9 protein-coding genes are annotated in these 18,535 nt (G+C 72.4%); 2 read left to right on the top strand and 7 right to left on the bottom strand.

The window, feature by feature from the left end; all coding sequences use genetic code 11:
* Together SNE206_RS34745 and pulA are read right to left on the bottom strand one after the other, a co-directional pair.
* A partial coding sequence (locus SNE206_RS34745; RefSeq protein ID WP_407917554.1) for a M4 family metallopeptidase occupies nt 1–2,142 on the bottom strand: 2,142 nt, incomplete at its 3' end.
* Nucleotides 2,143–2,651: 509 nt separating this feature from the next.
* Nucleotides 2,652–8,186 carry a pullulanase-type alpha-1,6-glucosidase gene (pulA, locus tag SNE206_RS34740; RefSeq protein ID WP_407917553.1) on the bottom strand — a complete coding sequence of 1,845 codons (5,535 nt, stop codon included), beginning with the start codon at nt 8,184–8,186 and terminating at the stop codon, nt 2,652–2,654.
* A 646-nt stretch (nt 8,187–8,832) separates the two neighbouring features.
* Between pulA and SNE206_RS34735 the strand changes: the two genes are divergently transcribed.
* Nucleotides 8,833–9,795 (top strand): phosphatase PAP2 family protein, encoded by a 963-nt coding sequence (locus SNE206_RS34735; RefSeq protein ID WP_407917552.1) that lies wholly within the window; start codon nt 8,833–8,835, stop codon nt 9,793–9,795.
* A gap of 73 nt (nt 9,796–9,868) precedes the next feature.
* Here the strand turns inward: SNE206_RS34735 and SNE206_RS34730 are convergent, their stop codons facing one another.
* The 4 genes from SNE206_RS34730 to SNE206_RS34715 all read right to left on the bottom strand — a co-directional run bounded on the left by SNE206_RS34730 (nt 9,869) and on the right by SNE206_RS34715 (nt 15,736).
* Complete coding sequence (locus SNE206_RS34730) at nt 9,869–10,702, bottom strand: hypothetical protein (protein WP_407917551.1); 834 nt, start codon at nt 10,700–10,702, stop codon at nt 9,869–9,871.
* Between the two features lie 80 nt (nt 10,703–10,782).
* Nucleotides 10,783–11,325, bottom strand: a complete 543-nt coding sequence (locus SNE206_RS34725) for a SigE family RNA polymerase sigma factor (protein WP_407917550.1) — start codon at nt 11,323–11,325, stop codon at nt 10,783–10,785.
* A gap of 93 nt (nt 11,326–11,418) precedes the next feature.
* Entirely contained in the window at nt 11,419–14,442 is a 3,024-nt protein-coding gene (locus tag SNE206_RS34720) for a bifunctional [glutamine synthetase] adenylyltransferase/[glutamine synthetase]-adenylyl-L-tyrosine phosphorylase (protein ID WP_407917549.1), read from the bottom strand.
* 85 nt (nt 14,443–14,527) lie between these two features.
* Nucleotides 14,528–15,736 carry a glycosyltransferase family 2 protein gene (locus tag SNE206_RS34715; protein WP_407917556.1) on the bottom strand — a complete coding sequence of 403 codons (1,209 nt, stop codon included), beginning with the start codon at nt 15,734–15,736 and terminating at the stop codon, nt 14,528–14,530.
* A gap of 385 nt (nt 15,737–16,121) precedes the next feature.
* On the opposite strand from SNE206_RS34715, the gene SNE206_RS34710 reads away from it, so the two are divergent.
* Nucleotides 16,122–16,931, top strand: a complete 810-nt coding sequence (locus tag SNE206_RS34710) for a beta-glucanase (protein WP_407917548.1) — start codon at nt 16,122–16,124, stop codon at nt 16,929–16,931.
* Between the two features lie 87 nt (nt 16,932–17,018).
* Here the strand turns inward: SNE206_RS34710 and glnA are convergent, their stop codons facing one another.
* Complete coding sequence (glnA, locus tag SNE206_RS34705) at nt 17,019–18,380, bottom strand: type I glutamate--ammonia ligase (RefSeq protein ID WP_405013639.1); 1,362 nt, start codon at nt 18,378–18,380, stop codon at nt 17,019–17,021.
* Nucleotides 18,381–18,535 lie beyond the last annotated feature (155 nt).

Raw genomic sequence — 18,535 nt, 5'->3', positions numbered from 1 at the left:
GGTGAGCTTGTCGTAGACCGTGGAGCCGGTCTCGGCGGTGTCGATGTGCAGCCAGTAGCTGAGGGTGGCCCTGCAGCCGGCCGGGATGGTGACCGTCTGGGTGGCGCTGTCGGTGTGCGCGGAGCCGTAGCCGTTCAGCCAGGCCTTCCAGGAGCCGCCGTGCGAGGCCTCGGAGGCGCTGTTGTCGACGACGCCGCTGGTGGTGGTCCACGGCGCGGCGGTGCCGGTCTCGAAGCCGGCGTTGCCGAGCAGCTGGGCCGGGGTGCAGGTGCCGCCGCCCGTGCTGACCGTCCAGGTGAAGCTCGTCGTGCCGGTCTTGGCCGCGGCGTCCGTGGCGGTGACGGTCACGTTGTACGTGCCGGCGGTGGTCGCGGTGCCGGTGATCTTGCCGGCGCTGCTGATCGACAGGCCGGTCGGCAGACCGGTCGCGGAGAAGGTCAGCGGCGCGGTGCCGCCGGTCGCCGCGATCTGCAGGTTCGCGGTGCCGTTCACCGCCGTCGACTGGTTGCCCGGGTTGGTCACCGTCACGCCGCCGCTGGGCAGCGAACCGACGTTGACCGCGGCCCAGGCGGTGGCGACCGCGTTGTACTCGGCGCTGCCGGCGCCGTACAGGTCGGTGGCCGCGTTGAGCGTCGCGGTGCGCGCCGCCGCGTAGTTGGTGGTGGAGGTCATGTAGACGTCCAGCGCGCGGAACCAGATCTTCTCGGCCTTGTTCCGGCCGATGCCGGTGACCGTGATGCTGTTGACCGTCGGCGAGTTGTAGCTGACGCCGTTGATGGTCTTCGCACCGCTGCCCTCGGAGAGCAGGTAGAAGAAGTGGTTGGCGACGCCGGACGAGTAGTGCACGTCCTTGTTGCCGACCGTCGACGACCACGAGTCGGCGGAGGAGCCGTCCTTGGAGGGCTTGTCCATGTAGCGCAGCGGCGTGCCGTTGCCGTTGATGTTGATGAGCTCGCCGATGAGGTAGTCGGGGTTGTCCGACGGGATGTTGGCGTAGAACTCCACCATCGAGCCGAAGATGTCCGAGGTGGCCTCGTTGAGGCCGCCGGACTCGCCCGAGTAGTTGAGGCCCGCGGTGTTGGAGGTGACACCGTGGCTCATCTCGTGGCCCGCGACGTCGAGTTCGGTCAGCGGGGCGTTGTTGCCCGAGCCGTCGCCGTACGTCATGCAGAAGCAGGCGTCGTCCCAGAACGCGTTCACGTAGTTGTTGCCGTAGTGGACGCGGCTGTACGCGCCGACGCCGTCGCCCTTGATGCCGCTGCGGCCGTGCACGTTCTTGAAGTAGTCCCAGGTGGCCGCGACGCCGTAGTGGGCGTCGACCGCGGCGGACTCGCCGTTGGAGGCCGAGCCGTTGCCCCAGGTGTCGGTCGACTTGGCGTACAGGGTGCCGGTGCCGGACGTCCCGTGGTTGAGGTTGGTGGTGTAGCCGTTGCCGCGGCCCGCGTCCTTCATCTGGTACGTCGACCCGGAGAGGGTGGTGCCGATGGTGACGTTGCCGACGAAGACACCGGTGCCGGTGCCGGTCTGGATGCCCTCCCACTTGGTGATCACCGAACCGCTGGTGGCGTCGGTGAGCACGTGCAGGCGGCTCGGGGTGCCGTCGGCCTCGGTGCCGGAGACGACCGTCTCCCAGGCGAGCCGGGGCGCGTTGTCGCCGGCCCAGACGACCAGGCGCGGCGCGGTGTCGAGGGCGGAGCCGGACTCCGCGGCCAGCGCGGCGGCCTGCGCCTTGGGCGCGGCCAGCTTCGGCGTGGTCTGCACGCCCGTCAGGGAGGCCTGGGTCGCACGGTCCACGCTCTTGGTCACGCCACCCGCGGTCTGGTGCACGACGAGGTCGCCGCCGAGCACCGGGAGGCCGCCGTAGGTGCGCTCGAAGCGGAGGTGGCGGCTGCCGTCGGTGTCCGCGACGACGTCCTTGACGACGAGCTTCTCCTGGGCGCCGAGGCCGAGGGACTGGCCGATGGCGGCGCTCTTCTGGCCGGCGTCGGAGATCAGCTGGGCGCGGTTGAGGGCTGCCTGCGGCGAGACCGCCGAGGGCGTCGAGGGGGCGGCGTTGGCCACGACCGGGATGCCGGTCACCAGCAGGGCTGTGGTGGCCGCCAGCGCGGCGAAGGTCACCCGGGCATGGGCGTTGCGGGACATGCGGACTCCTTATCCGACCGTTCGCGGGGTCACGAACGGTGGAGAGAACCTGGCCGCGGGGTTGCGGCGCAGCGGGGGCCCGGCCGGTGGGTGCGCGGCGCGGGTGCGGTGCAATCAAGTGCGATGCAGGGGTGGAGCGTTGGCACTGAACCTCGCTGGATCAGCCGCATCGGGAGTTGGGGTCAGCCCGCTTGCGGCCGGGGGAATCGTGGCAGCAAACGCCGGATGAATGACAGATGCATGCCACCAGATGGCCAAGAAACGCCAACGGCCTTTCGGGGCTGACGGGAAGTCGCCTAGATCCGTTCGGCGGTTCTCCGCCGCGGCAGGCCGCCGGTGAGGGTGCGGCGGATCCGGCCCGACCGGCACGGTGACCGGGAGCGGGAGCGTCCGGACGGCCGGCGGGCAGGCGCGCCCGGTGCGCCATCCCGCCGAGGGGGGACGGTTTTCGGCCAACGCCGAAGGGGCCCCGCACGGTTGCGGAGCCCCTTCGTCCTACGGACAATCCGTCAGCCGGTGACGAACACCGCCACCGTGCGGGCGGGCACCGTGAAGGTGCCGGTGGCCGCGTCGAAGGCGGACTGCCTGACGACCGCGTCCGCGCCGTTCGCCTGCACCCGGTGCAGCGTCTGGGCCGTGCCCTTCAGGCCGTCGAGGGTCTGCTTCTGCACGGTGGGCGTGGCGTTGAAGACCACCGTGATGCCCTTCTCCGCGCCGCGCAGGCCGGTGCCGTCCAGGTGCATGGTGATCACGCCCGGCGCCTCCGCGGCCGTGCCGGAGAGCGGGAAGGAGAGCCGCTTCTGCACCTCGGCGGCGGACGGGAGGGCGAACAGCGGCGACGACTGCCGGATCCGCAGGTACTGCTGGTACATCGAGGTCGAGGCGTCGATCTCGTTGCAGCCGACCGCCAGCTTCGGCTCGGTCAGCAGCGACTTGGCGGTGGCCCACATCGACTGGTTGTCGGCCGCCATCGGCAGGCCGCGGCCCCAGCCGTTGCCCTGGGTGCAGTCCCAGTGGATGGAGTTGAACCAGTCGCCGGAGTCGAAGGAGTTGGCGTCCAGCGACTTCGAGCGCAGCAGGTCGCTGCCGGCCTGGGCGAAGCCCGGGCCCTGGCTCAGGGCGGTCAGGGAGAGGCCGAGGGCCTGCATGCGGGCGCGGTCGGCCGGCGAGGTGCCGGTGGGCAGCTTGTAGGCGAGCGCGTCGAAGAGGTCGGCGTTGTCGTGGGCGTCCACGTACTCGACGGCCTCGCCCGGCTGGGCCGCGTAGCCGGTGGGGGCGCCGTTGTAGTCGACTCCCTTGCCGGTGACGGGCTTTCCGGCGCTGTCGGTGAAGGCGTACCCGGCGAGGTTGCCGGTCAGGCCGACCTTCAACTGGTCCATCTGGTGCAGCAGGCGGGCCTTCTGCTCGGCCTCGGTGCCGTTGTCGGGCGAGCCGTTGGGGTCGGTGTACAGGCCGGAGGCGAAGCCCTGCTGCGGGGCGGACGAGAGCATGTAGTTGCCGCCGCGGGCGGCGTCACGGATGCGGTCGTTGAAGGTGGCGATGCCGGTGCCGGCCATGTTGGTCTGGGTGGCCTGGACGAAGCGGGCGTCGTTGGCGACGACGCCGAAGTTCCAGCCCTCGCCGTAGAGGAAGACGTTCTTCCCGTCGACGCCGTCCTTCTGCTTCGTCAGCCTGCCCAGGGCGGACTGCACGTCGAGCATGGTGGACTTCGGGTCGAGGCCCATGAGGTCGAAGCGGAAGCCGTCCACGCGGTACTGCTTGGCCCAGGTGACGACCGAGTCGACGATCAGCTTGTTCATCATGGCGTGCTCGGGCGCGGTGTCGGCGCAGCAGCTGTCCGTGGTGACCTTGCCGGTGTCGCTGAGCCGCTGGTAGTAGCCGGGGACGACCTTGTCGAGCACCGAGTGGTCGGACTGCCCGGCGGCGGCGGTGTGGTTGTAGACCACGTCGAGGACGACCCGCAGGCCGGCGTCGTGCATGGCCTGCACCATCGCGCGGAACTGCACGGTGCGGGCGGTGCCGTTGGGGTCGGTGGCGTAGGAGCCCTCGGGCACGGTGTAGTGCAGCGGGTCGTAGCCCCAGTTGTACGCGTCGTCGGCCTGCACGGCGGCGACGCACTCCTGCTGCCCGTCGCCGTCGGCGGCGAGCGCGGTCAGGTCGCAGGCGGGGAGCTTCTGGTCGGCCCGGTTCTCGCGGATGGTGGCGATGTCGAAGGTCGGCAGCAGGTGGATGGTGGTGACGCCGGCCCTGGCGAGTTCGCGCAGGTGCTTCATGCCGGCCGAGGCCGACTCGGTGAAAGCCAGGTAGGTGCCGCGCTCGTCGGCCGGCACGGTGGTGTCGGCGGTGGAGAAGTCGCGGACGTGCAGCTCCTGGATCTGCTGCCGGGCGGCCGGGACGGCCTCCGGGCTGCTGTGCCGGTCCCAGCCCTTGGGCTTGTTCCGGTCGGCCGCCAGGTCGGTGACGAGGCTGCGCTTCGAGTCGGTGGAGAGCGCGACCGCGTACGGGTCGGTGACGGTGTTGGTGACGACCTGCTGGACGCTCGGCGCCCAGACCTTCACCTGGTAGGTGTAGTACGTCCCGTCGAGGTCGTCGTGGCCGCGGGTGAGCGACCAGACGCCGGTGGCGTCGTCGCGCTTCAGCGGCACGGTCCGCGCGGTGCCGCCGGTGGCCTTGTCCCAGAGCTGGACGGAGACCTCGGTGGCGGTCGGCGCCCAGAGGGAGAGGGTGACCTTGCGGTGGTCGTCGCCGAACCAGCCGCCCTCCTTGCGGCCGCTGTAGACCGGGCCGAGCCGGGCCTCGGCGGCCTTGGCCGCGTACAGGTCGTCCAGGACGCCGGGGGTCTGGACGCCGGTGGCGGCCAGGGCGGCGCCGTTGGGCAGGTGCTCGGTGAAGAGCAGCTGGCTGCGGAGGGCGTCGGTGATGCGGCCGGTGTCGCGCTTGTCGACGGTGAAGGCGCGGTAGCCGGCGAGGTGCGGGAACTTCGCCTTCTGGGCGTCGGTGAGGCTGCCAGGGGTGAGGCGGATCCACCGGCCGGGCTTGCTGAGCACGCCCTTGTCGACGGTGATGCCGCCGGCGGGGTCGTAGATCAGCTGGGCGCTGGTGCCGCCGCCGAGGGCGGTGTCGGTGGCACCGTAGTTGGCGGGCACGACGACGGTCTTCGCGTCGATCCACTGGGCGCGGGCGGAGGTGGGGTCGAGCTGCGAGGAGGCGCCGGCGGCCTGCGGCAGCAGGTAACCCTCCTGGCCGCCGACGATCCAGATCTCCCGGCCGCTGGCGGCGAAGTTGAGCGCCTGGTCCTGCGGGAGGTCCTTGTCGTTGCCGTTGTGGAGGATGTAGTTGAGGCTGGTGGCGCCCTCGGCGAGCGGCACCTCGTAGACCGCGCCGTAGCTGTCCTTGCGGACGGGCATCAGCGGGCTGGCCCAGTCGGTGGGGTTGGCGGCGCCCGTCCAGTCGTGCAGGCCCCAGCCGTCGTAGTTGCCGTCGGCGCGGTGGTAGTGGATGACCGCGGTGTTGTCCTTGACGGGCACGGCCGGGTCCGGGTTCGCCGTGCGGACGGCGGCGTCGCCCTCCTTGATCCACACCTCGCCGGTGGCCGAGACGTCGACGTGGCGGTCGGAGTCGACGTCCTTGGTGCCGTTGTTCTCGACGACGAAGCCGACGTCGGACGCACCGGACTTCAGCTTCACGTACGCGAAGGCGCCGTACGCGTCGCGGCCGGTGAAGCCGTGGCCGTCCGGCCAGGTGGTGGCCTCGCCGTCGGCGATGTCGCCCCAGGCGTAGAGGTTCCAGCCGGTGTAGTCGCCGTCCTTGCGCTGGTAGTGCACGATCGCGTACGGACGGGAGGTGGCGCTGGGCGCCTGCTGCGGCACCGGGCTGCCGGTGGTGAAGGACCCGGTGGTGGAGGCGAGCTTCCCGGCGGAGTCCTGCACGACGGCCTTGTAGCGGACGACGGTGCCGGGGGCGGCCGCGCTGATGTCCTGGGTGACCTTGTACGTGCCGTTGTCGGCGGTGCCGAGGATCTGCCAGGGGCCGGTGCCGACCTGCGCGGCGAAGCTGACCCGGTCGAAGCCGCCGCCGGGCACCTGGGCGCCGACCGTGACCGTGCCGGTGGAGCCGTCCGCGGGGGCCTGCAGGGTGATCTGCGGGGCGGCGGCGGGCTTGGCGAGCTTGCCCTTGGCCTTGTAGACGACCGAGGAGAGCGGCGGCACGGTGACGGTGAGCTTCTTGTCGGCGCCGGTGGTGGCCTTCGCGCCGGCCGCCGGGTAGATCTGCTGGAAGCCCAGGCCGGCGGAGTACGTGTCGAGCGCGACGGTCTTCGGCTCGGCCGCGTTGTTGACCGCGACGACGTACTCGACCTGCTGCTTGGCGTCGATGCGGGAGAAGGCGTACACGCCGGGCCCGTCGGCGGCGTACCGCTCGATCTGGGCGCCGTCGGTGAGCGCCGGGTTGGCCTGGCGCAGCGAGGCGAGGTCGGATATGCCCTCGTAGAGCGCGCCGTGCGTGCCGTAGCGGTCGGCGGAGCCCTTGGTGCCTCCGATGACGGTGTCGGTGTTGTACGACGGGGTCTTCGAGGCGAACATGTCCTGGCGGGCGTCCTTGTCGCCGCCGGCGCCGGTGAAGCCCTGCTCGTCGCCGTAGTAGACGACCGGCTGGCCGCGGGTGAGGAACTGCAGCTCGTTGGCGAAGAGGTCCTTGCGCAGCAGCAGCTCGGCGCTCGCGCCGGGGTTGTCGGTCTGCAGGTAGCTGCCGAAGCGGCCCATGTCGTGGTTGCCGAGGAAGGTCGGCAGCTCGTAGGCGTCGGTGTCGGCGGTGGTGTAGCGGTAGTCCTGGCCGTAGACGTCGGCGAGGGACTTGGCGGAGCCGCCCTGGGAGACGTAGCGGCGGGCGGCGTCCTGGAAGGCGAAGTCGAGGGTGGCCTGGAGCTTGCCCTTGGTGACGTACGAGGAGCTGACGGCGGGGTCGGCCGAGTAGACCTCGCCGAACATGAAGAAGTCCTTGTCGCCGCGCCCGGCGGCGTACTGCTTCAGCGCGGGGGCGAACTTCTGCCAGAAGGCCATGTTGACGTGCTTGACGGTGTCGATCCGGAAGCCGTCGACGCCGCTCTCGGCGACCCAGGTCTGGTAGAGCTTCGTGAAGCCCTCGACGACCTTGGGGTTCTGGGTGTCGAGGTCGTCCAGGCCGGTGAAGTCGCCCTCGGTGGCGGACTCGCCCGCCCAGGTCGAGTTGCCCCGGTTGTGGTAGAGCGACGGGTCGTTCAGCCAGGACGGCGTCTTCGCGTTCGCGTCGGCGGCGGAGCGCAGCACCGGGCTGTACGGGAAGGAGTCGGCGGTGATCTTCGGCCAGGCGGTGCCGGCGTCGGCGGTGGCGATCTCGTCGACCGGGTTGCCGTCGGCGTCGAGGGTCGGGTAGGCGCCGGAGCTGCGGTAGTCGTAGCTGTGCTCGGCGTAGTCGACGACGTCGGCGGTGTGGTTGGTGATGACGTCGAAGAAGACCTTGATGCCCTTGGCGTGCGCCTTGCGGATCAGCTCCTTGAGCTGGTCGTTGGTGCCGAAGTGCGGGTCTACCTGGGTGAAGTCGGTGATCCAGTAGCCGTGGTAGCCGGCGGAGGCGTCGGCGCCGGTGCCCTGGACGGCCTTGTTCTTGAAGATCGGCGCCATCCAGATGGCCGTGGTGCCGAGGTCCTCGATGTAGTCGAGCTTCTTGATCAGGCCCTGGAGGTCGCCGCCGTGGTAGAAGCCCTTGTCGGCGGGGTCGAGGCCGTTGTCGAGGCGGCCGCCCGTGATGCCGCCGGTGTCGTTGGCGGTGCTGCCGTTGGCGAACCGGTCGGGGAGGACGAAGTAGAACTGCTCCTTCGTGAGGTCGTGCCGGCCGGCGGAGGCGGCGAGAGCGGCGTCGGACGGCGGCGCGGGCGGCTGTGCGGCCGCGGCGGCCAGCGGCGCGGAGCCCAGCGTGGCGGAGATCAGCGAGGCCGCGAGCAGGACGGCTGCACGGCGGGGTCTGCGGTACGGGGTGGTGCTCCGTCGACGGGGCTGGACTTCGGCCACAGCGGGCTCCCTTGGGGCGGCTCGTCGTCATTGAGGTGAGGTGGCGTGGACGCTAGCGCGCTGCAAGATGTTTCAGCAAGATGCTGAAAATGTTGCAACACACCTCTTGACCGAACCGTTGCGAAGCCCTCAGAGTCTTTCGTGTGCCTCTCGCGACGACATGACCGCAAGGCACGACGCGCGGCGCCCGGCGGGGCGTTCCGCGCGGGGGTGGTGAGCCCGTCGGGTCCGGCTGCGGTCCGGAACCTGACAGCCCGACGGGCTACTCCCCCTCCTCCCGCCGCCCCACACCCGGCCCGGCCCATCGCTGCGACCCGCTCCCCCGGCACCGCGCCCGCCGACGGCGACCCCGCGCACGCCCCCGCACCCCGGCCCGTGGACACCCGCCACGGACCCCGCCGGCCCCGGCCCGGACCCGCCCGCACCCCGCCCGCCCCCCGCACGCGCACCGGCCGCACCCCGCCCGCACCCCGGCCGACCTGCGGCAGCGCGACCCCGGTCGACCCCCGCCCTCCGCACACGCAACAATGGCTGCATGCGTCCCTCCAGGCTCACACCCCCTCCACCCGCAGGGGGACAGCCGGTGAAGAATCCCCGACCGGAGGATGAGCGGACGGCCACAGGACGTCTGGCAGACTTCTCGTCCATGGGGGAACCGACCGAGATCCACGCAGCCGACGCCGATCGCGCCGGCGCGGCGTCCACCGGCGGTTCCGTCCCCGGCGAGGCCACCACCGGTCGCCCGCTGCCGGACGGAGCCACCCGCGCCGCCCGCACGCGCTCCGCCGCGCTCCGCGGCCGCATCCGCGACCAGCGGAGGTCTCCTGCGCGCCCCCGGCTCTGGTTCGAGCTGGCGCTCATCGGCGTCAGCTACTGGCTGTACTCCCTCGTCCGCAACGCCGTCCCCGAGCAGGCCGCCGCCGCCCAGCGCCACGCGACCTGGATCTGGGACTTCGAGCGCGCCGTCGGCGTCGGCATAGAGCGGGCGGTCAACCACACGGTCAACCGGGCCGAGTGGCTGATCGTCGGTATGAACTACTACTACGCGACGCTGCACTTCATCGTCACGATCAGCGTCCTCGTCTGGCTCTACCGCCGGCATCCGGGCCGCTACGCGGCCGCCCGCACGGTGCTCTTCGTCACCACCGGCATCGCCCTCGTGGGCTTCTACTGCTTCCCCCTGGCACCGCCCCGGCTCATGACCGGCGGCCGCTTCGTCGACACCGTCGCCGTGCACCACACCTGGGGCTCGATGGCCTCCGGCCCGGCGGCGCACGTCTCCAACCAGTACGCGGCGATGCCGTCGATGCACATCGGCTGGTCGCTCTGGTGCGGCCTCACGATCTTCTTCCTCGCCCGCCGCACCTGGGTGCGGGTGCTCGGCCTGCTCTATCCGGCCGCGACCCTCGTCGTGATCGTCTCCACCGCGAACCACTTCTGGATGGACGCGGTCGGCGGCATGATCTGCCTCGCGGTCGGCTTCCTGGCCGCCCGCCTGCTCTACCACGCCTGGGCCTATCAGCTGCCGAGACGGCCCGGCGGCGCCGCGCAGCGGCCGGTCACCGTGCCGGTCGACTGGTCCGCGCCGGTCGGCGCCGGCCGCCGCTAGCCGCCCGCCCGCCCGCATGCGGCGGCCCCGCCCGGGATCGTCCCGGGCGGGGCCGCCACCGTACGCGGGCGGGTCAGCCCTTCGTGCCGCCCTCGGCGGCGGGCAGCGGCCTGCGGAACACCGGGTCGTCCGTCAGCGCCTTCAGCCGGGCCACGTCCAGCGGCGGGGCCGCCCGGGTGGCCCTCTCCTCCTTCTGGGTCCGCGCCCCGGCCGCGACCACGATCACGTGCCGGCCGGTCGGTGTCACGAGCATGGCCGTCCGGAGCACCGTGCGCTCCGCCGCGGAGGACGTGGCTCCCGTCCCGTCGGCGCGTTCCGTGCGGGTGGTGAGGGTCGAGCCGTCCGGCAGCACGGTCTGCGTGCACTCCTCGGCCGTCGGTGCGCACGATGCCAGGTAGGTCCACATGCCGAGGGCCGGCGGGTTCTGGGCCACCGTGACGGTGACCGATCCCACCCCGGCCCCGTCGTCGGCCGCCGTCCAGGCCCCGACCCGCGGATAGCCCATGTAGAGGGCCGTGCCGGGCGTCATGTCGGACACCTCCGAGTCGACGACCCTCCAGCCGTTCAGGTACCGCGCGATCGCCGCCGTCATCGCCTCCCCGGTGAGTTCGCCGGCCGGCTCGGCGGACGCCGGACCGGACACCGGCCCGGACGCCGGCCCCGCCGTGGCCGCGGCCGGTCCGGCCCCGCCGCCGGAGGCCGGGGTGAGCGAGGCCACCCCGGTGGCGACGGCCAGCACCAGGCCCGTCGCCACGGCGGCGCGGGCCGCCACGGCCCTCCGGTGCCGCCGTGTGCCGCGCGCGCTGCCGCCCGCGGCCAGCCGGGGCGCGTCCGGGTGATAGCCGTGCGCCTCCTCCCGGAAGAGCGACACCAGCATCGCGTCGTCCGTGTCCTCGTGGTGGGGCATGGGTCGGTCACCGTCCTTGCGGTCGTGTTCGGGGTGGGGCGGGGCGTGCGGAGCGGTACGGCGACGGGCCGCAGGGGCGTTCAGGGCCGGGCCATGTCGTTCAGGGAGTCGCCGAGCTGCAGCCTCAGCCGGGCCAGTGCCCGCGAGGCCTGGGTCCGGACGGCGCCGGGGGTCGACCCGACGATGGCCGCGGTCTCCTCCGCGCTGACGTCCTCCCAGTAGCGCAGCACCAGCACCGCGCGGTCCCGGGGCGGCAGGGCGGCCAGGGCCTGGGTCAGGGTGATCCGCAGGCTGCCGTCGCCCTCGGGGCCCGCCCGGTCGGCGAACTCCCGCACGGGGTACTCGCTGCTGCTGCGCCGCCGCCGGTGGTCGATGAACAGCCGGTACAGCACCCCCTGCGCGTAGGCCGCCGGGTCCTCGACGGGGCGGGCCCCGAAGATCCGGCCCGACCCGCGCCACACCGCGTACATCCGGCCCAGCGTCTCCTGCACGAGGTCCTCGGCGAGGTGGCTGTCCCCACCGGTCAGCAGGCACGCCGCACGGTAGAGGTGGCCCGCCCGGGCGTGGGCGAACGCCACGTAGCCCTCCTCCGCGGCACCGCGGTCGACGCCGATTCCGAACATCTGCCCTCCTTCGTTCCGTCCGTCTCCACCTGGTAGACGGGTCGGGCGCGGAGGGTCGTTACAACGGCACCGGGCACGGGGGCGGCGCGGGCGTCACGGCCCGTAGAACAGCCGCTCCACGACGGCCCGCGCCCGCCGGGTGGTGCGGCGGTAGTCGTCGACCAGTTCGCCGCTGTGCCCGGCGCCGTAGCCGAGGTAGCGGGCCACCCCGGCCAGCTCGCGGGCGTCGCCGGGGAAGCTGTCGCCGGGCCGCCCGCGCACCAGCATCACCGCGCTGCGCACCCGCGAGGCGAGCACCCAGGCGGCGTCCAGCACAGCGGCGTCCCCGGCGTCCAGGAGCCCCGCCGCGGCGGCCTGCTCCAGTGCGGGCCTGGTACGGGTGGTGCGCAGCCCGGGCAGCCGGTGGCCGTGCTGGAGCTGGAGCAGCTGCACGACCCACTCGACGTCGGCGAGGCCGCCGCGGCCGATCTTGGTGTGGGTGGTCGGGTCGGCGCCGCGGGGCAGACGTTCCGTCTCGATCCGTGCCTTGATCCGACGGATCTCCGTCAGGTCGCGTTCGGGCACCCCGGTGCCGGGGTGGCGCAGCGGGTCGATCAGCGCCCGGAACCGCTCCCCCAGCTCCGGGTCGCCCGCCAGCGGTTCCGCCCGCAGCAGCGCCTGGCTCTCCCAGACGTGCGACCAGCGCCGGTAGTACGCGGCGTACGAGGCCAGGGTGCGCACCAGCGGGCCGTTGCGGCCCTCCGGGCGGAGGTCGGCGTCGACGAGCAGCGGCGGCTCGGTGGAGGGCGAGGCCAGCAGGGTGCGCAGCTCGTGGCAGACGGCGTGGGCGGCCCGGGCGGCGTCCTCGTCGAGCGCCTCCAGGAGCGGCTCGTGGACGAAGAGCACGTCCGCGTCGGATCCGTAGCCGAGTTCGTGGCCGCCGAAGCGTCCCATGGCGATCACCGCGAGCCGGGTCGGCATCTCGCCGTTGCGGGCCTCCCAGCCGGCGATGCAGGCGCGCAGGGCGCCCTGCAGGGTGGCGGCGTTGAGGTCGGTCAGGGCCTCTCCGGCGGCGGTGACGGCCTGGCCCGGGGTGTCGCCGAGGCGGCCGAGCACGTCGGCGGCGGCCGTGCGGAAGAGCTCCCGGCGCCGCACCGAGCGGGCCGCGGAGACGCCGGCCGCGGCGGTCCCGGCGCGGCCGACGGCGGCGAGGATCTCCTGTTCGAGGACGGCCCGGCCGCGGGGCTGCAGGCCCTGCGGGTCGCCGAGCATGGAGACCGCCTCCGGGGCGCGCAGCAGGAGGTCCGGGGCGAGGCGTCCGGCCGACAGCACGCGGGCGAGCTGCTCGGCTGCGGCGCCCTCGTCGCGCAGCAGCCGCAGGTACCAGGGGGTGCGGCCGAGCGCGTCGGAGATCTGGCGGAAGTTGAGCAGGCCGGCGTCCGGGTCGGCGGAGTCGGCGAACCAGCCGAGCATCACCGGCAGCAGGGTCCGCTGGATGGCGGCCTTGCGGCTGACGCCGGAGGCCAGCGCGGAGAGGTGGCGCAGTGCGGCGGCCGGGTCGGCGTAGCCGAGGGCCTCCAGCCGGGCCTTGGCGGCCTCGCTGCTGAGGCCGGCCGCGCCCGGCGGCAGTTCGGCGACGGCGTCCAGCAGCGGGCGGTAGAACAGGCGCTCGTGCAGCCGGCGCACCTCGACGGCGTACCGCTTCCACTCGCGCTGCAGGGCGGCGACCGGGTCGGCCCGGGTGTCGTCGTTGATCAGCGTGTTGAGCGAGCGGGCGAGCCGGCGCTGGTCGGCCGGGTCGGTGGGCATGAGGTGGGTGCGGCGCAGCCGGTGCAGCTGGATGCGGTGCTCCAGCGCGCGCAGGAAGCGGTAGGCGGCGTCGAGGGAGGCGGCGTCGGCGCGGCCGACGTAGCCGCCGTCGCTGAGCGCGGCCAGGGCCTGCAGGGTGTTGCCGCTGCGCAGCGTCGGGTCGGTGCGGCCGTGGACGAGCTGCAGCAGCTGCACGGAGAACTCGACGTCGCGCAGGCCGCCGGGGCCGAGTTTGAGCTGCCGGTCGAGCTCGGTGGCGGGGATGGCGTCGACGACGCGGCGGCGCATCTGCTGCACGTCGGTGACGAAGTTGTCGCGGGCGGCGGCCTGCCAGACGAGCGGGGCGATCGCGTCGGCGTACGCGGCACCGAGCTCGGTGTCCCCGGCGATCGGCCGGGCCTTCAGCAGCGCCTGGAACTCCCAGGTCTTGGCCCAGCGCTGGTAGTAGGCGAGGTGGCTGGCCAGGGTGCGTACGAGCGGGCCGTTGCGGCCCTCGGGGCGCAGGTTGGCGTCGACCGGCCAGATGACGCCCTCGCCGGTGGTGTCGGAGCAGATCCGCATGAGCCGGGCGGCGAGCCTCGTCGCGGCCTGCACGGCGTGGTGCTCGTCGACGTCCTCGCGGGGCTCGGCGACGAAGATCACGTCGACGTCGGAGACGTAGTTGAGTTCGCGGCCGCCGCACTTGCCCATGCCGATCACGGCGAGGCGGCAGGCCTCCGCGGTGTCCGGGTCCTCGGCGGCCGCGATGTCGAGCGCGGTCTGCAGGGTGGCGCCCGCGAGGTCGGCGAGCTCGGCGGAGGCCTGCGGCAGGTCGGTGGTGCCGGTGAGGTCGCGGGCGGCGATGGTGAGCAGGCAGCGGCGGTAGGCGGTGCGCAGCACGTCCGGCCGGCGGGCGGGCTCGGCGGCCCAGACCCGCTCGGTGAGCGCGTGCCGGAAGTCGGCGGCACCGGGGTGCATGTCCTGCAGCTCGAAGGTGACCAGCGCGTGCCAGTCCTCCGGGTGCCGGGCGAGGTGGTCGGCGAGGGCGTCGGAGGCGCCGAGCACGCCGAGCAGCCGGTCGCGCAGCGGCTTCGAGGTGGTCAGGGTGTCGCGCAGGGTGTGCTGCTCCGGCTCGTCGAGCGCCTCCAGCAGCCGGGCGAGGCCGAGCAGGGCCTGGTCCGGGTCAGCGGTCGCGCCGAGCGCGTCCAGCAGCACGGTGTCGCCGGACAGCCCGTGCAGGGCGGGCTCGGCCAGCCGCCGGACGGCTGCGTCCGGGTCGGCGAAGCCGCGCCGCACCAGACGGATCTCCGGCCGGCTGGTACGGCCTCCGGTCCGTTCCTCCACCGACATCGCCCCTCCGGTCCGACAGCAGACCCGCACCGGGGTGCGGGTCTACGAGCCTACGGGCCGAGCGCGGCGGCGGCGCATCCGGCCGTCATGCCAGCAGGAACGTCCGCCTGATCCGCTGCCACGGCAGTGCCGCGAACGGGAGGGCGGTCGCCAGCGCCATCCCGATCACCGGGAGCTCGCGGTCGCCGAGCACGAGCCCGGCGGCCACGGTCGCCCAGCCGGCCGCCCCGCCGAGGAGGCCGAGGGTCTGCCGCCGGCGGTCGGAGATCCGGGTGATGACGGTGCGCCGCCGCTGGCGTCCCGTCCAGGAGACCAGGTGCCGGCCCAGGACCCATTCCCGGAACATCACCCAGAGCGAGAACGCGGTGCCGAGCGTGCCGACGATCAGGTACGCCGGGTAGCAGGCCAGGGCCCGCCGCACCCCCAGCTGGAGGCTGGCCACCCCGAGGGTGATCGCCGCCATCACCAGGAACCACGAGCCGAACCACCGCACCGCGTCGAACTCGGTGAAGCCCGTGGCCAGGTGGTAGAGCAGGGAGGCGTAGCCGACGGCGAGCAGCGCGCTGTCGACCAGCATCGCGCCGAAGACCTTGGTGAAGCCCCAGCTCCGGAAGAACAGGCCCTTGTGCTTGTAGATGGCCTGCGCCCAGCCGGCGGCCCAGCGGTGGGTCTGCGCCCAGTACTCCCGCCAGTTCCGCGGGTCGCGGACGGCGACGAACTCGCCGGGCACGAAGCCCGCCGGGCGGCCCGAGCGGTTCATCTTGAGGGCGAGCTCGACGTCCTCGCAGAGGCTGTCGGTCGACCAGCCGCCGACCGTCCTGAGGTCGTCCGTGCGGTAGATGCCGGCCGAGCCGGAGAGGACCGCCACCCAGCCGTGCCAGGACTCGACGACCCGGGAGACGCGGTGCGCGGAGGCCCATTCGATGGTGCGGGACCGCTGGAACAGCCCCTTGCTGCTGTGCGGGGTGACGGAGAGGCAGACTCCGCCGTAGCCGCGCTCCGCCATCACCCGCAGGCAGGTCTCGAAGACCTGCTCGGAGGCGAAGTAGCCGTCGGCGTCGAGCAGCGCGACGTGACTGGTCGTCACCCGTTCCAGCGCGGCGTTGAGCGACTTCGGCTTGCTCGCGTGGGCGACCTCCATCACCTCCGCGCCGCACCCGGCTGCGATCCGCGCGGTGTCGTCGGTGCAGGAATCGGCAATGACCAGAACGGTTTGCGGCGGCACGGTCTGACGAAAAGCGGATTTCACCGCGGTCGCGATGAAATCCGCCTCGTTGTGTGCCGGAATCAGCACGGTGAGCGAATCGGTCACCGCCGGGCGAACCACTTCACGGCCGCGCCGACCGCCGTGCTGGCCCCACCGATGGCCAGCATGGCGAGAGAGGCGACGCCTGTGTGGGCGAGTGCGTACATTCCTTTTCCTCCGGATTCCTTGGCGATATCGTGTCTGCACCGCACGGAACGGACCTGCACGAAGTGATTTTCGGCCCGGTTCGGCAAGCGGTCCAGATCTACCACGCCCACGACATCGGTCTGCTCATAACACAGTCACCTCGGGAGCCGCTCCCGGCTAATTCATCCGGACAGCTCTGGGTGCGGGCGGTCCGCACCCGAACCGCTCATGGTGAAACCACCGGAGAGACGCCGTCATCCGGACGGCCTCCGGCCCGAGGAGACACATGCTTCCGCTCAACCTGCTGCTCGCCACCGCGCTCGCGGCCGTACCCGGAGCCGCCGAGCCCCGCGCCGTCACGGCCGCCGCCAGCCGCATCGTCTTCGTCGACACCTTCCGCACGCTCGACGTCGGCCCCGGACGCACCTGGGGGTGGCAGACCGCCGCCTACTCGCGGTGCACCGACAGCAGCGACAACCCCGACGCGTGGAAGCTCGACCGGCTGACCACCGACGCGCTCAGCACCGCCTCCGGCCACCTCGTGATCACCGCCACCCCGCGCCCCGACGGCGCCTGGAACACCGGGCTGCTCACCACCGGCGACTCCTGCGACTCCGGCGGCAACGGCGTCCAGGTGCGCACCGGCGACTTCCTCCTCGCCCACATACGCCTGCCCGAGGCGAACACCGGTACCTGGCCCGGACTGTGGACCTGGCGCGACGGCAAGAACGAGGTCGACGTCTTCGAATGGCACGCCGACCGCCCGGAGAACATCGAGTTCGTCAACCACGTCCGCAGCGGCGACACCGTCTTCACCGCCCCGTACGTCGGCGCCGGCAAGTGGATCTACATAGGCGCACGCTTCGGCGCCGACAACACCACCTGGTACATCGGCACCGACAGCACGCAGCTGACCCCCGCCTTCTCCGACCACGCCGGCGTCGGGCCCGACTTCGCCGCCTACCCGATCCTCAACCTGTCGGTCAGCGACGGCGCCTTCCACCGGCCCCCCGGCGGCACGACCCCGGCCACGCTGGAGTCCGACCTCTTCATGATCCAGCGGCCCGCCCCCGCCAGCCTCCCCGACGGCCCCTGACCCGAAGGCCCGGAGGCACCGAAAACGCCCCCCGGGCCGGCGGGTACTCCGCCGGCCCGGGGGGCGCTGGTGCCGTGAAGGCCCCGGTTACAGCACCTGCAGGTTCTTGCGGAGCTCGAACGGGGTGACCTCGGAGCGGTACTCCTCCCACTCCTGGCGCTTGTTGCGCAGGAAGAAGTCGAAGACGTGCTCGCCGAGGGTCTCGGCGACGAGTTCGCTGCGCTGCATGAGGTCGATGGCCTCGCCGAGGTTCTGCGGCATGGGCTGGATGCCCAGGGCGCGGCGCTCGGCGTCGGAGAGCGCCCACACGTCGTCGTCGGCGCCGGACGGGAGCTCGTAGCCCTCCTCGATGCCCTTGAGGCCGGCGGCGAGGGTGACGGCGTAGGCGAGGTAGGGGTTGCAGCCGGTGTCGAGCGAGCGGACCTCGACGCGGGTGGAGCCCTGCTTGCCGGGCTTGTACATGGGCACGCGGATCAGCGCGGAGCGGTTGTTGTGGCCCCAGCAGATGTACGAGGGGGCCTCGCCGCCGGCGCCGGCGGTGCGCTGCGAGCCGCCCCAGATGCGCTTGTACGAGTTGACCCACTGGTTGGTGACGGCGGCGGTCTCGGCGGCGTGCTTCAGGAGGCCGGCGATGAAGGAGCGGCCGACCTTGGAGAGCTGGTACTCGGCGCCGGACTCGTGGAAGGCGTTGCGGTCGCCCTCGAAGAGGGAGACGTGGGTGTGCATGCCGGAGCCGGGGTGGTCGGAGAAGGGCTTCGGCATGAAGCTGGCGTGCACGCCCTGCTCCAGCGCGACCTCCTTCATGACCAGGCGGAAGGTCATGATGTTGTCGGCGGTGGAGAGCGCGTCGGCGTAGCGGAGGTCGATCTCCTGCTGGCCGGGGGCGCCCTCGTGGTGGGAGAACTCCACCGAGATGCCCATCGACTCCAGCATGGTGATGGCCTGGCGGCGGAAGTCGTGGCCGACACCGCGCGGGGTGTGGTCGAAGTAGCCGGACTGGTCGGCCGGGATCGGCGCGGTGCCGTCGCCCGGGAGGTTCTTCAGGAGGAAGAACTCGATCTCGGGGTGGGTGTAGAAGGTGAAGCCGAGGCTGGAGGCCTTCTCCAGCGTGCGCTTGAGCACGTAGCGGGGGTCTGCGTAGGAGGGCGAGCCGTCGGGCATGAGGATGTCGCAGAACATCCGCGCGGTGCCCGGGGTCTCGGAGCGCCACGGCAGTATCTGGAAGGTGGTGGGGTCCGGCTTGGCGATCATGTCGGACTCGTAGACCCGGGCGAAGCCCTCGATCGCCGAGCCGTCGAAGCCGATGCCTTCCTCGAAGGCCTGCTCCAGCTCCGCAGGCGCGACGGCGACCGACTTGAGGAACCCGAGCACGTCGGTGAACCACAGCCGGACGAAACGGATGTCACGCTCTTCGAGCGTACGAAGCACGAACTCCTGCTGCTTGCCCATGGGGACAGTCTCACCTCTGCTCTTTACATCCGTGTTACGCCCGGCGGCGGCCCTGTCGGCTCGTGGTCCCGCGACCGATCCCATCATGTCGGATCATCGGCGTACGTCCACCCCTGGGTGGCCGCGGACACGGTGAACGGACGGTAACCAGGACC

It is taken from the genome of Kitasatospora sp. NE20-6 (genome assembly GCF_045862635.1).
Note: the sequence above shows the minus strand (reverse complement) of the source record. Positions and strands in the feature narration are given on the sequence as shown.

Bases quoted from the DNA above. Each gene is read 5' to 3' on its own strand.
- SNE206_RS34720 (WP_407917549.1), bottom strand. From the start codon at position 14,442: ATGTCGGTGGAGGAACGGACCGGAGGCCGTACCAGCCGGCCGGAGATC.
- SNE206_RS34710 (WP_407917548.1), top strand. From the start codon at position 16,122: ATGCTTCCGCTCAACCTGCTGCTCGCCACCGCGCTCGCGGCCGTACCC.
- glnA (WP_405013639.1), bottom strand. From the start codon at position 18,380: ATGGGCAAGCAGCAGGAGTTCGTGCTTCGTACGCTCGAAGAGCGTGAC.
- SNE206_RS34725 (WP_407917550.1), bottom strand. From the start codon at position 11,325: ATGTTCGGAATCGGCGTCGACCGCGGTGCCGCGGAGGAGGGCTACGTG.
- SNE206_RS34730 (WP_407917551.1), bottom strand. From the start codon at position 10,702: ATGCCCCACCACGAGGACACGGACGACGCGATGCTGGTGTCGCTCTTC.
- SNE206_RS34735 (WP_407917552.1), top strand. From the start codon at position 8,833: ATGGGGGAACCGACCGAGATCCACGCAGCCGACGCCGATCGCGCCGGC.